Below are 14,980 nucleotides of genomic sequence, written 5' to 3' on the forward strand. Positions count from 1 at the left end.
CTCTGTGCAGTTAGTTTGAAAATTAATTGTGATGTTTACAACTTAAAGTTGTTTTGTGCCGGTGCTTGTATGTGTTGCTTTAATGTTGTAAGTCCTGATTAAATTGATTAAACCTTGTTCTGATGCCTGTCTGGAAAAACTCAAAGGCATGGTTCTTTTATTCGCCAAATTTGATGGCGACTTTGATGCTGAAGTGCTAAATGACCTTATTCTTGAAAAAACAGGGCGTGAAATTAGCCCAAGCGCCTTAAACATGACATTCGGCACTATGCCGTCCAAATTTAAGCCCTCGTACTATACGCTCAATACTTTGTCAATATATTGCGGTTACGCAAGCTGGGATGATTTTTGCGGCTTACCTACCAGCTAAACTTTAAAAATGCTACGCCTTGTCTCGGAAGTAAAATCTCGGCACCCGATAATCCTGATTTGGCCAATAGCGTAACCGTTTTACCAAACTGCTGTAGCTGTCCAGCTTTTTCAAGTTCCTTAATTTGAGCCGCTGTAGGATTTTGTGGCGATCCCATTTTTTTCCATACCTCATAAGCGTTGCTGTGCTCGCCATCAATGCGGTATTGGGTAAGTTTAACGAAGGTTGGTGGCAGATGTTCTATCCTGATCTTTACGGTTTTTCCGGCATCGTGTTGGTCGTCATCATGATAGTTCCACAGCAGTACTGTAAGTTCTTTCTTATCTGCAGAAGCCAGAGCTCCTATATCCGTGCGATTCCCTCTGATGCTTGAATCGGCTACCGTTTTAAGCGAATACATCTGGTCGCCGGCTACCTTCAGGCGTTTGCCTTTCATCATGCCTAACATCCGGAAAACGTTGAGCACCGGTTTATCAACTCCGTTTGTTGCCAAATCGCGAAAACCATAAAACCAGGGCTGGTTTTCAAACTCGAACGACCAGGATACCGAGCCCATAAAGTTTACACCTAACGAGTCGGCCAGCTGATACTCACGGGCAATGGAAGCCGCCGTATAACTCGAATACATGGTGCCGTTACGATAGGCATTTGACGGATTGGTAGCCATGCCACAGGCCGCACAACCTTCCGGATCCGATTCGCCTATTACTATTGGTGTGTTTTTAGTTTCAGGATATGATGCTACTATTTTAAAACCTTCCCTGATATCGCGGATCTGCGGGGCCATGTTCATGCGTACCTTACCGTTAACCAGTGTAGGTTGTCCCTTGGCGTGAAAAGAAATTACATCAATAGGCGAACCTATTTTACCTGTAGCATAATTGGTGTCGGCAATGCAATGTTTAATAAAGGCATTCAGAAATTTCATGCCGCCGGGGCTTGAGCCGCCTGCAACTTCTGGTCCGCCAACATGCGCAGTAGGTAATGCCCGTTTTACGCCATGGACCGCATAATCATACAGCTTAAAGAATTCTTTCATGGTGCCTTTCCAATAGCCAATATTTGGCTCGTTCCAAACTTCCCAGTACCAGCTCTCAACCTCAGCCCGGCCATAACGTTGTACCGAATGTTTTACCCATTGGTAAACAAGCTCTTCCCATTTATTATAATCTTTTGGGGGATACGCCCAGCCGGTGTAAACATCATCATAATTGTCGCCCGGTTTCCAGTAATGGCGGTAAGGTTTGGGATGAGTTGATAAAGCCTCGGGCATAAAACCTATCTGGGCATAAGGTTTCATGCACAGTTTAATGTAAGTATCAAAAATGCTGTCGACCAAATGCCAGTTATAAACCGGGTTGCCATTGGCATCTTCGGTATAAGCATTTGTCGATCCCCATTTCAATGCTGCCGTACCGTCGCCACTGGTGAGCAGGTTATGAACCCGCATGCGTACAGGGACAGGGCTTAATGCTGCCAGTTCGGAAAGTAGTTTACGGCCATCCTTCATGTAAGTGTAGTTAGGCTCATCATGACCAAACCATGCCCAAAAGGGGTACATGTCGCCAATTTTATCATTTAGGTTGATGGTAATATGTGCCTGGTCCTGGGCAAAAATACGGGTGCCTGTAAGTAATAGAAAGCAGCAGATGAGTTTGATGATCTTCATTCAGGTAGTTTGGAGGTTTATTGGAGGTACAGATCAAACATAGGTAATTTTATTTATTGTTAAAAGAACAATTAAAACGAAACTTATTAACCTTAAAATCAATTTGAAAGGGATACAACATATTGAATACTATTTACGTTAACAGCGTGTTAATTTATTGTTTACGCGCTTCAGAAATTCTACAGAATTAAATTGTATAATTGTGTTTATCAGCGCTTAATAAGGGGGATTCTTTGCAAAAATTTAGGTTTTATTTTATTTCGATGCTATTGGCAGCCTCGTTCTCACTGCCATCATATGCCCAGGTTAAGGATACATTACAGAAAGTTGCAGTAAAGAAGGATTCTTTGCAAAAAGACTCTGCCAGGAACATCCTTACTTTGCCAGATACGGTTAAACACCTTCAGAGTAAGTTTCCGTCATATATACCACCGGCTGCTTTTATTACCTACGGTTTATTATCGTTAAAAGTGAAGTTTATCCGTAATATTGATTACGATGTAAGGACTGATATGATGAAAGACCATCCGGGCTTTCACACCAAAGTTGATAACTATCTTCAGTACGCGCCAATTATATCTGTTTATGGACTAAACGCGGCTGGGGTACATGGTAAAAATACATTTATCGACCGTACGATGCTGTTAGTACTTTCCGAAGCAATATTCGCCGGTACCACTTTTGGTTTAAAACGAGTAACCCATCGCGAGCGGCCCGACGGTTCAGATAAGTTTTCATTCCCATCGGGGCATACAGGAAACGCTTTTGTTTCGGCCGAATTTATGGCCCAGGAATATGGTGACCGCTCGCCGATATACGGAGGTGTAGGTTATGCTTTCGCCACTACTACCGCAATATTACGCGTGTATAACAATAAACACTGGTTTAGTGATATCGTGGCCGGTGCAGGTTTCGGTATTCTGTCTACCAAAGCGGCCTATTATCTGTATCCACTTATCCGCAACGGAGTTTTCCGCGGTAGCAGCGACAAAGGGAAAAACAATAACTCATTATTACTGCCAACTTACCAGGACGGAAGGGTAGGCTTAACCTTCGCCAAGAGCTTTTAAAACACTGATCTTATTATTTATAATGTGCAACCACCTTAGTATTAGGGTGGTTGTTTTGTTTTAAGATAAATTTCTTTATAAAAAACAACTCAGCTATTGCAACGTACGTTTTTAATACGTACCTTTGATTTATGAGTTTATTTAAAAAGGATATTACTGCTGATTTAACGCCCACCAAAACCGAAATGGATGTTTTGCAGGTGTTATGGCAGTACGGCCCATCGACGGTGAGATTTGTGCATGATAAGCTTAATGAGCAAAAGGAAGCGGTAATTTACACCAGCACCCTTAAGCTGATGCAGGTAATGAAAGAGAAGGGAATGCTTAACCGGGACGAAACCAATATGAAACACATTTACAGTGCGGCGGTTGAGGAAAGTAAGGTGAAAGGCAATATGCTCGGCCGCTTTGTTGATTCGATGTACAATGGTTCGCCGAGCGATTTGATGGTGGCCCTGTTGGGTAACGATAAAACATCAGCCGAAGAACTCAAAAAAATAAAAGAGCTGCTCAAAAACATGGACGATAAATAATTAAACCTTTACAGATATGTACCTGCTCCTTAACACCAACACCATTTCTCATAGCCTTATACAGGCTTTTAGCTGGATGCTGATCCATTCATTATGGCAGGGGATGTTGCTGGCGGTTATCAGCGCGGTGGTGATGCTGCTTACCAAAAAAACAAGCGCGGCAGTAAGGTACAACCTGGTACTTGTACAGTTTTTATTATTTGTTGGTGCTTGCGTATTCACTTTCGCGTGGGAGTGGAATAAACCACCTCAGCAAAGCATGGTGCAGTTTGGTAATGCCATTGGCGGCAGGGCATCGGCTTTATTAAGCCTTAATGCCGATGGGATCAGGACCTTTGCAAGTACCTGCGTTGGATATTTTACTGCCAATGCTCCTATGGTTGTGTTGTTATGGCTTGTGTTTTTCCTGTTCCGGTCGGTACGGATGATGCGGGGGCTCATGTTTATCCATGTTGCTAAACACCGACAAATATCCGAACCTGTTGGGTATTGGAAAAACAGGGTTGAACTGCTTTGCGAAAAGCTGCAATTGAAGCGAGCAGTGAGGTTATTGGAATCGGGCTATGTAAAAATGCCCATGGTTATAGGTCACCTGAAGCCGGTTATCCTGATCCCGGCTGGTTTATTGGCAGGGTTGCCGCCTGAACAGGTTGAGGCAGTATTACTGCATGAACTCGCCCATATCCGCAGGCACGATTATATCGTTAACTTTTTACAAACCATTGCCGAAACCGTATTTTTCTTTAACCCGGGTTTGCTTTGGATCTCGGCCCTGCTGCGCGATGAGCGGGAAAACTGCTGTGACGATATGGCCCTTGCCCAAACAAAAAATAAGCGGGAGTTTATAGATGCCCTCATCAGTTTTAAAGAATATTCGCTTTATGGTGCAAATTATGCTGTTGCGTTTCCCGGTAAAAAGAACCAATTGCTGCAAAGGGTAAGCCGTATCCTGGGTAATAAAAACAAAACGGTAACTTCGGGAGAGCGGGCATTTTTAATAGGTGGGGTTATTGTCCTCTCGGCAATTATAGCTACTGCCGCTATTGCCCAGATCAGGAAAGTTAATTACCCGGAAAGTGGCAGTGCTCATGTATATAAGCAGGAACAACGGGTTGTGCAACCTGCAGGTACGCAAGTAGCAGCAATTGCTAAGCAAACTGATAGGCCCAAACGTTCAAAACGCAGATACGTTGCTGATGTACAGAAGCCCGTTCGTGCTATTGAAAATGTAGCTATGGCTAACGCCGAACCATTGTCTCCAGGGGAGCAGCTGGAGCGGGACGCATTAGCTGCAAAGCGGTGGGCCGAGCAGGAAAATCAGCAGACAGTAGCTAATAATACAAAACTCAACCCCGAAAAGGAACAAGCCCGCCGTGACCAGGAGCAGGCCCGTCGAGATCAGGAACAGGCCATGCGTGATCAGGCTCAGGCTAAACTTGACGAAGAACAGGCCGAAAGAGACCAGGTGCAAGCTAAGCGCGATCAGGAGCAGGCCCGGCGCGATCAATTGCAAGTAAAACAACCAATAGCACCAAAACCAGCTAAACCAAAAAACAGCGTAAGCGTAGAGTAAATTAATTAAGAACAGAACAGGCTTTTTTATGCCGGGCAGCGCTGCCCGCAGGCGGAGCTTTACATTTTTAATTCAGGAAAACCGGGGTTTTAAGAACCAGCTTTGAGCGGGGTGGCATTGTATTGCCTTTTACTAACAAAAATTTAATTGGAAATGAAAGAACATTATTTACCGAAAGGTATGGTGATTGCATGCCTGTTGCTTATACTTTTTAACGGTACATCCAGCGTTTTGCTGGCACAGGTCAAGCAACAGCGCCTGGATAGCTTGTTTACAGCATTATATGATCAGCACGAATTTAACGGTAACGTGCTGGTTGCCGAAAAAGGGAAAGTTGTTTACCGGCGTTCGTTTGGCTATGCCGATGTGGCTTCGAAATTGTTGAATACAAACCAAACTGCTTTTAACCTGGCTTCGGTGTCAAAGACGTTTACGGCTGTAGCTATTTTGCAGCTTAAGCAAAACGGCAAGCTTAAATTGGATGATCCGTTCATCAAGTATTTTCCTGAGTTCCCCTGGAAACAGATCACCTTACGACATCTGTTATCACATACTTCCGGCTTGCCCGATTACCAGATTTTTGAAAAACCTTACAGCGAAAACCCCGAAAAGATCTACGCATTGAATGATCTGATCCCGGCGCTGAAAAGTGACAGTCGTGGCTTATTATTCAAAACGGGTGAAAGGTACAGCTATTCAAATACCGGTTTCGGATTGCTTGCGCTATTAGTTGAAAAGTTGAGCGGGATGAAATTTCAGGACTATTTGGCTAAATATGTTTTTAAGCCTGCCGGGATGGCCCATACGTACATTGAAACACCTCTGCTACCTGTGGCCGACAAGAACCGGGCTCAGCGCTATGAATTTATCAGCTATTCGCCGGGGCAGTTGAAACGTGTTGATTCGGTAAAAGGCGATCATATCGAGTCGGTAACATTGGGTGCTATAATTGGGCCTACCGCGGTTGTGAGCACCACCGGCGATCTGGTAAAATTTGATGAAGCTTTATACGGGGGCAAATTACTGCAACAGAAAGTGCTTGAAGAAGCTTTTGTCCCAACCTTACTTAACGACGGAAGTAAAGCAAGTGCTGGCTGGGCAAATACGAAATCATATTATGGTCTTGGCTGGGAGATACTACGGGATACAACTTATGGCAAAGTTGTATGGCATTCGGGTGGTTCATCGGGTGTGGTTACAGTATTTCTTCGCAATATAACCCGGAAGCAAACTGTTGTTTTGCTTGATAATGTAACGCACCGCGGCCTTCATCCCGAAGGACTTAATGCCTTTTATATTTTAAATAACGGGAACAATATCTACCGGGGCAAGCGTTCGCTGGCTAAAGATTACGTAATAACCCTGCATCAGAAAGGCACCGATGCAGCAACTGTGCTTTTCAATGAGGCTAAAACAGATACCGCTCATTATTTCATGGACGAAAGGGAATTAAATCGGCTGGGTTATGACATGATGAATGATGGTTTTCTTAGCCAGGCCTTGGAGGTTTTTAAACTCAATACACTCTTATTTCCGGCAAGTTTTAATACATATGACAGTTACGGTGAAGCACTTGCCGGTGCCGGTAAAAAGGACGATGCTATAAAAATGTACCAAAAGTCAATTGCTCTTAACCCGCAAAACGAGGGTGGAAAAAAGGCATTGGAAAAACTAAAAGAAAAATAACAAGAATAAACAGATACAAGGCCTATAGCCTTCGCAAACTTTTAAATCAACAGAAAAATGAAAACTAATTATTTAAGAAGTGCCCTGCTGCTGATAGCTGCAACGGCATTAACAACTGCTGCAAATGCGCAAAAGCCGGGAAAAAAAACGGCCTTCAACTCTTATAACAATTACGATACTTTTGATGGTAAGGGGCGCGAACGCATCCAAACCAACTGGAATGGAAAAACCTACCAAATGGAATTGGCAAACAACAAGCTGGTAGCGTTGTCCGTTGACGGTGAAATTATCCCATCAACCAAATGGAGTGAATATAGCACAGTTATAGCTTCTATCCGTGAGCAGATCAGGAAAGATAAGATCCAGGCAAAAAAAGATCAGGCACAGGCTAAACGCGATCAGGAACAAGCGGGTCGTGATCAGCAGCAGGCTAAACGTGACCAGGAGCAGGCCGAACGTGATCAGCGACAAGCAAAAGTTGAACAGGAAGAGGCCGCGCGCGATCAGGAGCAAGCGAAGCGAGATCAGGAGCAGGCATCTAAAGATCAGTTACAGGCCAAACGCGACCAGGAGCAAGCTTCCCGTGATCAGGAACAAGCAAAACGGGATCAGGAGCAAGCCAGTCGCGATCAGGTACAAGCTAAACACGATCAGGAGCAGGCGCACTTGGATCAAATTCAGGCCAAAAAAGATCAGGAGCGTGCCGCCGAAGATCAGCGGATGTTAAAACAGATGATCGGCGATATGGTAGCGGATCATATTCTTCCTAACGAAGATGCTTTGCATGAGCTTTCATTTAACGGCGAAGAACTGATCGTAAACGGCAAAAAACAGCCTGATAACGTATTTAAAAAATACAGCGAAAAATATCCCCGCTTTGCTAAAGGCAATACAACTTATGAAAACGGGAAAAGGCAGTTTAACGGCTTACATATTCATAGGAATTAAATGTTGATGTAGATGCAATGTTTTTAACGTCAAACAAAAGCGTCATTGCGAGGTACGAAGCAATCCCCAATAAGCAGATCCGCTCTGTATAGTTTGGGATTGCTTCGTACCTCGCAATGACGCTTCTTGTTTTAATAAATATAAAAAGCAGATGGTAAATGAATACCCTACTTTTTCAAAGTCTTTCGTGTTTTCTCAAGGTCCTTTGCGAGTTTAAGTTTACCCACAAAATTGCTTTGCCGTTTAATCAGCGAAGCGTTTTGTTTTGCCCCTCTGGGGCAAAGGGTATTTCTGTAATTTTTATGCTACAAACCTTTTGCACCTCTGGTGCATCTGTCCTTAAACATCCCAATTAATACCTGATTATGTTGTAAAACCTTGCCGGCCCCAGCGGGGCCACGTGTTTATAGCATTAAAAGAGGGCTTTTTTTGGCTCCGTAGGTGCCTCCTATTGAACTTTCAGGTTGATGAATTTTGTGGATTAACTTAAATCTGCGAGAGACCCTGATGGGACGTTGATTATCGGAAGTTTATATAGTTACTTTTTCAAATTCCTGGCCCTTAACTTACTCAAAAACTCGGGCGAGATGCCCAGATAAGAAGCTATATAATGCTGCGGCACCCTTTGCGGAATACTGGGATAACGATTAATAAACTCCAGGTATTTTTCCATAGCTGTGGTGGAGATGGTTTTAAATAACCGTTTTTGAACCACGGTTAAATGCCTTTGCAGCATGAGCCTGAACATGCGCTCCAGTTTGGGTACTTCGGTTAGCAAGCGCTCTTTTGAATCGCGGGTGAGGATGAGTAGCTCACAATCTTCCAGGGTTTCAATGTACATGGTGCAGGGGCTTTGGTCCTGGAAACTGGCCAGATCGCTTACCCACCAGTCTTCAATGGCAAATTGCAGGGTTACTTCCACGCCGTTCTCATCAATAATATATTCGCGGATACACCCTTTGTTTACGTAGGCTTCGAAGTTACAGATATCGCCGGCAGCAAGCAGGCGTGTCTTTTTGGGTACTTTACGATATTCCAAAATCTCGTTAAACAGCGCCGTTTCCTCAACAGTTAAACTAACCGACCGTGCCGCGTAATTATTGATATTTTGAAACATGGTTCAAATATAAGTCAGGCTATGGCCATACCAGCAAATATCGGCCTGTAAATAATTTCATTTCTTGTTCCAGTTCAATGGATTTTCAGAATAGATAAGTCAATTTTACAGCACATAATTTTATTGATCAAATATGACCTATCTACTCAATCAAAACCGTTACCAGGATATGGAATACCGCCGTTGCGGTAACAGCGGTTTAAAGCTGCCTGCGGTTTCGCTTGGCCTGTGGCATAACTTCGGTGGTATCGACAGCCTGGAAAATGCCCGCAATATTTTACGTTTAGCCTTTGATAAAGGCATCACACATTTTGATCTTGCTAATAACTACGGGCCACCGGCAGGATCAGCGGAAGAAACTTTTGGCCGTATTTTTAAAGATGACTTTAAGAACTATCGCGATGAATTGATCATTTCAAGCAAGGCAGGTTGGGGGATGTGGCCTGGTCCTTATGGCGACTGGGGCTCAAAAAAATATTTGGTAGCCAGTCTTGATCAAAGTCTGAAACGTATGGGGCTTGATTATGTGGATATTTTCTACCATCACCGTCCGGATCCGGAAACCCCCATCGAAGAAACTATGGGCGCGTTGGACCTGATAGTACGCCAGGGTAAGGCTTTATACGTTGGTATCTCGAGCTACAGCGCCTCCGAAACTGAAAAGGCGGTTGCTGTATTGAAAGAACTTGGTACTCCATGTTTAATTCATCAGCCTAAATACTCGATGTTTGACAGGTGGGTTGAGGGTGGGTTACTTGATGTACTGGAAGATAAAGGCATTGGCTGTATCCCGTTCTCACCGCTGGCACAAGGCTTATTAACCAATAAGTACCTGAAAGGTATCCCTGAAGGTTCAAGGGCTGCGGCTCATCGTGGCAATGGTGCTATTGACGAAGACGCCATAACTGAGCAAAATATAGCCAAAGCTGCAAAGTTGAATGAACTTGCATTACAGCGTGGTCAAAATCTGGCGCAGATGGCACTGTCATGGATTTTGAAAGATAAGCGAATTACTTCGGTATTGATCGGCGCAAGCAAACCGGAACAGGTTACTGATTCCATTGGTTGTTTAGCCAATACTTCATTTACTGATGAAGAGCTGAAGCTGATCAACAGTATATTAGCATAAAAAAGTTCTATTCTTGTTAGCTCCCGGGCCTAAGCCGGGAGCTATTTGTTTTTTGAATTAACGGCCGGTTTATTACCTTTGCGCCAATAACAAGAAAAACTTTCAAAATCTTGAGCCATGTAATCTCATTAGCATAAACGTTTAATGAGCTTCCCCACTCCGGGGAGGAGGTGAATTTCTATTTCTTTTAATTAAAATTTTACAACATGGCTATATCACAAAAATATGGTCGTACGTATCATTATCCGTTCTCGCCGGGCACAACCAGCGACGACAGGATACAGCACGACTATTGGCAACATATACAAAAAATACCCACGCTTATCCATACCGAAAAGCTGGATGGGGAGAATAACTGCCTGTCAAAATACGGCGTTTTTGCGCGTTCGCACGCAGCACCAACGGTTTCTGCCTGGACGGAAAGCATCCGCAGGTTTTGGCAACTGATCAAAAATGATCTTGGCAATTTGGAGATCTTCCTTGAAAATCTTTACGCCATCCATTCCATTGAATACCGAAACCTTGAACATCATTTTTATGTGTTCGGTATCCGTGAACATGACCGGTGGTTAAGCTGGGAAGAAACTAAATTTTATGCAGCAATGATCGGTCTGCCAACTGTACCCGAAATGGGAATAGTTCAGCGGCCTTCAGAACGATCTGTATTTGAGCAGGATGTTTTGGCACTTACCAAAGGAAGAGGGACTTTAGATCCTTACGATGTACAGAGCGGACAGCCTGCAACCATCGAAGGTATAGTAACCCGAAAGGCGGAGGGTTATGCAGTGGATGATTTTGCACATAATGTATTTAAATATGTACGAAAAGGGCACGTTAAAACCGACCAGCACTGGACACGGAGCTGGAAACGTGCACCTTTAAAAAATGAAGGAGGTACCTATGTGGACCATTACTGAAAATAAAGATTGGGTACATCTTGAAACTTGTTTTGATTGGGTAAAAAGGATGGGCGATGTGCCCCAGGATGCCATTTATCATGCCGAAGGCAATGTGGATATCCATACCAAAATGGTATTGGAGGCGCTGATAGCGCAGCTGGCTTACCAGGAATTAGCCGAACAGGAACAAGAGATGCTGTGGGCCGCCGCTTTGCAGCACGATGTAGAAAAGTACAGTACTACCGTAATTGAGCCCGATGGTCGGATCTCCTCAAACGGACATGCCCGCAAAGGAGCTATGACCGCAAGGCAGATCCTTTACCGGGAAGTGCCTGCACCTTATGCTATACGTGAGCAGGTGGTTGCACTGGTAAGATATCACGGACTGCCGCTTTGGGTTTTTGAAAAGCCCGATCCGGCAAAGGCACTCATTATGGCAAGTATGGAGGTTAATACCCAGTGGTTGGCATTACTTGCCCGTGCCGATGTATTGGGGAGGATCTGTAAGGATCAGGATGAAATGCTTTATAAAATAGATTGTTTTGAGGCTTTTTGCCGGGAGCAAAACTGCTGGGGTGTTGCCCGTAACTTTGCAACGGACGAAGCCAAAATGTATTACATGCAGCACGAAGATGCTTACCCGGATTATGTGCCGTTTGAGCATCCGGTTACCGAAGTGATAATGATGAGCGGCCTGCCGGGGGCTGGTAAAAATACCTATATCCAAAAGTACTACCCTGATCTGCCGGTTGTATCGCTTGATGATATCCGTGTGGCGCGAGGTATCTCGCCTACAGATAAAAGTGGTAATGGGATGGTGATACAGGAAGCAAAAGAACAGGCCCGGGTATTTTTAAGAAAGCAAAAAAGCTTTATCTGGAATGCTACAAACATTACCCGGCAAATGCGTTTGCAGTTGATTGAACTATTTACCACTTATAAAGCTGCGGTAAAGATCATTTATGTAGAAGTGCCCTACACCAAGTTACTAAAGCAAAACAAAAACCGAGAAGCAGCCATACCGGATATTGTTTTGGAACGGCTGATTGATAAGTTGGAGGTCCCGGCCCTTTGGGAAGCTCATGAGGTTGTTTATAGTGTGGATGAGTGCGGCTAAAAATAAAGATGCCACATCATATTGAATGGTGTGGCATCTTTAAATGCGATCAGGTTACACCAAACCTCCCATCAGCGGATCGGTTTGCGTAATTGCACCGGTTTCAACACGGCCTGCAAGGCGCTCTTCGAAAGAGGCATTGCCGCTAACTTTAACGCTGAAATCGTACCAGTTATGTGATTTGGACAGATCAAGTACTATGCTGGTGCTGGCGCCTGCTGCTAAGGTTTTGGTAACGTCGCCTGTTTTGTATGCCTTATCAGCAACTATAAGGGTGTGTGGCTTATGATCGTTATTAGCAATATGCAATACTATGTTACCGGTTAGTTTAGCCGGGTTAAGCTTGCTTTTTTCGTAATCGCATTTTACCTGTAGCAGTGGATTGTTATTGTTGCCTGTAAACTCGCGGTAAAAGCCGTTGGGGGCATATACCCGCAGGTGATACAGGCCATTTTCAAAATCGCTTAATTGCCATTCGTCTTTTAATGTATCGCCTGCTGCTGCGCTGTAATCCCATGAACGCAAGGTTTCATTTTGGTATGGGTTCATGGCGTACACCCTGAAAGGTGAGCCTGCTGCTTTGCTGCCAAATACCGTATTGCCTGCTTTAAAGCTTAGCTCTAACCTGCCGGTGGCTTTATTTAAGTGACTCTCTGTATATAACTCGTAAGGGAGGGCACATGCAGGTTTGATGCCCTTTTCCTGTTGAGGGAAATAGGGTGATGATCTGTGATCTGTATTGATTTGCGCAATTTCATCTGTCGAGAGTTTTTTGAAGTTTGCCGGGGCATCTTTAAATTTTGCCTGGTGAATATCCTCAATAAACTGGTTCTTATCTAAAAATACCGGCCCTTCTATTTTTTCGCCGTTATAAGGGCGAAATACTGATGTCAGGTCACCGCAAATGGTGCGGCGCCATTGGGTGATATTTTCTTCAATTATCTTTTTGCCTGTTTTCTTTTGCAGGAAATTCTCCAAAAACTGGAGTGAAGAAGTATGGTCAAAAAGCTCTGAATTAACATACCCACCGCGCGACCATGGTGACGCGATGATCATAGGCACCCGGTAACCGAGCCCCACAGATGCCTCACGAATACTGCTTTCGGTAGCCGATGGATTGGTTTGCTGTTCGCGCGTAACAAAATCAAGTTTTGGATCTATTCCGTTTGATACTTTACCGGTACCTGTTTTATATGGATTGGGAACGGTATAAGGAGGCACGTGATCAAAATAGCCATCGTTTTCATCGTAAGTAATAATAAAAATAGTCTTTTTCCATACCTCGGGGTTTTTGAGCAGGATATCCATAGCCTCACTTACATACCATGGGCCAAACCACGGCTCACCGGGATGGTCGGAGAAATGTGCCGGCGGCATGATCCATGATACTGTAGGCAGTGTGCCGTTATTTACATCCTCCCTAAACTGGTGAAATACATCGCCCTTAGGTACATTTAGTTCCCGCTCGGTGCCATTATCACTATACTTAAGCGGTGTGATATCATGAAAAAACGGATCATTACTATTAATACTGAATGCTTTGTTGTTTAAAGCCTGCTCTTGTTTTGGAAGCTTGTCAAAATTTTCGTTGGTGTATTTACCTAAAGCAGTTTCGATGCTGGCAAGCACCTTTTTTGCAGCAGCTAACTTTAAATTACGTTTATCATCTGCAGGTTGCTGTTCAAGTTCGGCTATTTGTTTGGCGATATTTTCCTTTTTAGTTTGCAGGTTGGCAATGCCGCCTGCGTGCAGCCTTACATTATATTGTTTAAAATATTCCAACACATTAGTGCCGAAATTGCTTAGCCATGCACTTTCTTCGCTTTTTAAGCCGTAGCCCATGGTAAGTTCATTCTGGTAAACTTTCCATGATATGCCGTTTTCTTCAAGTCGCTCGGGGTAGGTTGTCCAGTCTAATTCGGGATAGTCATAATTGCTTACGTTCCATAGGTGGGCAATGCCTTCCGGCTGATTCTTTTCGCGTACAGTACCAGTCATCCAGTAATGGCGGTTAGGGTGTGTACCGGTTATGCTTGAACAAAAATTCTGATCACATACGGTGAAGGCATCTGCAAGCGAATAGTAAAAAGGGAAGTCGGCACGGTTACAATAGCCCATGGTTAATGGCATACCAGCAAAGTTTTTATTGCGCGTTTGTTTTACTTCCAGCCAGCGGTCGTATTTACCGCCGTTCATGGCGTCGGTTTGGTCGCTCCAACCGTGAGGCAATGAACCCATCCAGGCAACTTTGGTGTCTTTTACATTTAAATGGAATGGGCTGTAGGTATCACCATTTTTATCAGTTTGTAACCATACTTTGTTTTTATTTGGCAGGTTAATGGCGCGGGGATCATTAAAGCCGCGTACACCTTTTAAGGTGCCTAACTGGTGATCAAAAGAGCGATTTTCCTGCATCAGGAAAACAATATGTTCGGCATCATAAAAAGTACTGCCGGGGGCGGGGTTAATGGCTAATGCTTTTTGAATAACCGGCGGTAACATATTAAACATAGCTGCACTGCCCGATAGTAAGGCGGCTTTTTTTAGAAAATCCCTGCGTGAATCCATTTTTTATAAGTTGACAATTTTGGATGCTTTTAATTAAAAAGCACATGATTTGTAGTGGTGGCAAAACTAAACCGCCAGTGTTAAATTTATTTTAACTGAAGATATAGGCGGGCTGTTTGTATGTAACAAATGTGTAGGAAAGCGAAGCCGCGTCGTTTTTTATTATTGTTAAAATGACAATTAAAATTATTCGTAAGAACGCTGAGAAAGGTGCTGTAGCTTTCGTTTTATAGCTTTCAGGAAAGGATTTTAACGAAATGGCATTTTGTTATCAATAAAACAATTTAGCAGAATATGCTTC

The 14,980-nt window shown here is 43.8% G+C and carries 12 protein-coding genes; 9 read left to right on the forward strand and 3 right to left on the reverse strand.

Annotation, left to right across the window (positions count from 1 at the left end; genetic code table 11):
• Nucleotides 1-148 precede the first annotated feature (148 nt).
• Entirely contained in the window at nucleotides 149-370 is a 222-nt protein-coding gene (locus tag BMX50_RS13870) for a hypothetical protein (protein WP_143065177.1), read from the forward strand.
• Here the strand turns inward: BMX50_RS13870 and BMX50_RS13875 are convergent.
• Nucleotides 360-2,039, reverse strand: coding sequence for a GH39 family glycosyl hydrolase (locus BMX50_RS13875; protein WP_091211147.1), 1,680 nt, complete (start codon nucleotides 2,037-2,039; stop codon nucleotides 360-362). The two genes, BMX50_RS13870 and BMX50_RS13875, sit on opposite strands and share 11 nt — an antisense overlap.
• A 263-nt stretch (nucleotides 2,040-2,302) precedes the next feature.
• On the opposite strand from BMX50_RS13875, the gene BMX50_RS13880 reads away from it, so the two are divergent.
• The 5 genes from BMX50_RS13880 (at nucleotide 2,303) to BMX50_RS13900 (ending at nucleotide 7,849) form a co-directional block, all read left to right on the forward strand.
• A complete protein-coding gene (locus tag BMX50_RS13880) occupies nucleotides 2,303-3,109 on the forward strand; it encodes a phosphatase PAP2 family protein (RefSeq protein WP_091211148.1) in 807 nt (268 codons plus the stop codon).
• Between the two features lie 131 nt (nucleotides 3,110-3,240).
• Nucleotides 3,241-3,642 carry a BlaI/MecI/CopY family transcriptional regulator gene (locus tag BMX50_RS13885; RefSeq protein WP_091211149.1) on the forward strand — a complete coding sequence of 134 codons (402 nt, stop codon included), beginning with the start codon at nucleotides 3,241-3,243 and terminating at the stop codon, nucleotides 3,640-3,642.
• Between the two features lie 16 nt (nucleotides 3,643-3,658).
• Complete coding sequence (locus BMX50_RS13890; protein WP_091211150.1) at nucleotides 3,659-5,215, forward strand: M56 family metallopeptidase; 1,557 nt, start codon at nucleotides 3,659-3,661, stop codon at nucleotides 5,213-5,215.
• A gap of 153 nt (nucleotides 5,216-5,368) precedes the next feature.
• Entirely contained in the window at nucleotides 5,369-6,901 is a 1,533-nt protein-coding gene (locus BMX50_RS13895; RefSeq protein WP_091211151.1) for a serine hydrolase domain-containing protein, read from the forward strand.
• Between the two features lie 57 nt (nucleotides 6,902-6,958).
• A complete protein-coding gene (locus tag BMX50_RS13900) occupies nucleotides 6,959-7,849 on the forward strand; it encodes a hypothetical protein (RefSeq protein ID WP_091211152.1) in 891 nt (296 codons plus the stop codon).
• 538 nt (nucleotides 7,850-8,387) lie between these two features.
• Here BMX50_RS13900 and BMX50_RS13905 read toward each other — a convergent pair.
• Entirely contained in the window at nucleotides 8,388-8,966 is a 579-nt protein-coding gene (locus BMX50_RS13905; protein WP_091211153.1) for a Crp/Fnr family transcriptional regulator, read from the reverse strand.
• Nucleotides 8,967-9,099: 133 nt separating this feature from the next.
• On the opposite strand from BMX50_RS13905, the gene mgrA reads away from it, so the two are divergent.
• From mgrA to BMX50_RS13920, 3 genes are all read left to right on the forward strand, one after another.
• Complete coding sequence (mgrA, locus tag BMX50_RS13910) at nucleotides 9,100-10,095, forward strand: L-glyceraldehyde 3-phosphate reductase (RefSeq protein WP_091211154.1); 996 nt, start codon at nucleotides 9,100-9,102, stop codon at nucleotides 10,093-10,095.
• A 206-nt stretch (nucleotides 10,096-10,301) separates the two neighbouring features.
• Complete coding sequence (locus tag BMX50_RS13915; protein ID WP_091211155.1) at nucleotides 10,302-11,012, forward strand: RNA ligase family protein; 711 nt, start codon at nucleotides 10,302-10,304, stop codon at nucleotides 11,010-11,012.
• Nucleotides 10,981-12,111 (forward strand): AAA family ATPase, encoded by a 1,131-nt coding sequence (locus BMX50_RS13920; protein ID WP_244280992.1) that lies wholly within the window; start codon nucleotides 10,981-10,983, stop codon nucleotides 12,109-12,111. The genes BMX50_RS13915 and BMX50_RS13920 overlap by 32 nt, the downstream gene beginning before the upstream one ends.
• Before the next feature lie 54 nt (nucleotides 12,112-12,165).
• On the opposite strand, the gene BMX50_RS13925 is transcribed toward BMX50_RS13920, so the two are convergent.
• Nucleotides 12,166-14,679 carry a phosphocholine-specific phospholipase C gene (locus BMX50_RS13925; RefSeq protein WP_091211157.1) on the reverse strand — a complete coding sequence of 838 codons (2,514 nt, stop codon included), beginning with the start codon at nucleotides 14,677-14,679 and terminating at the stop codon, nucleotides 12,166-12,168.
• Between the last annotated feature and the right edge of the window lie 301 nt (nucleotides 14,680-14,980).

Origin of the sequence: Mucilaginibacter gossypiicola, from assembly GCF_900110105.1 — a bacterium.
GTDB lineage: Bacteria > Bacteroidota > Bacteroidia > Sphingobacteriales > Sphingobacteriaceae > Mucilaginibacter > Mucilaginibacter gossypiicola.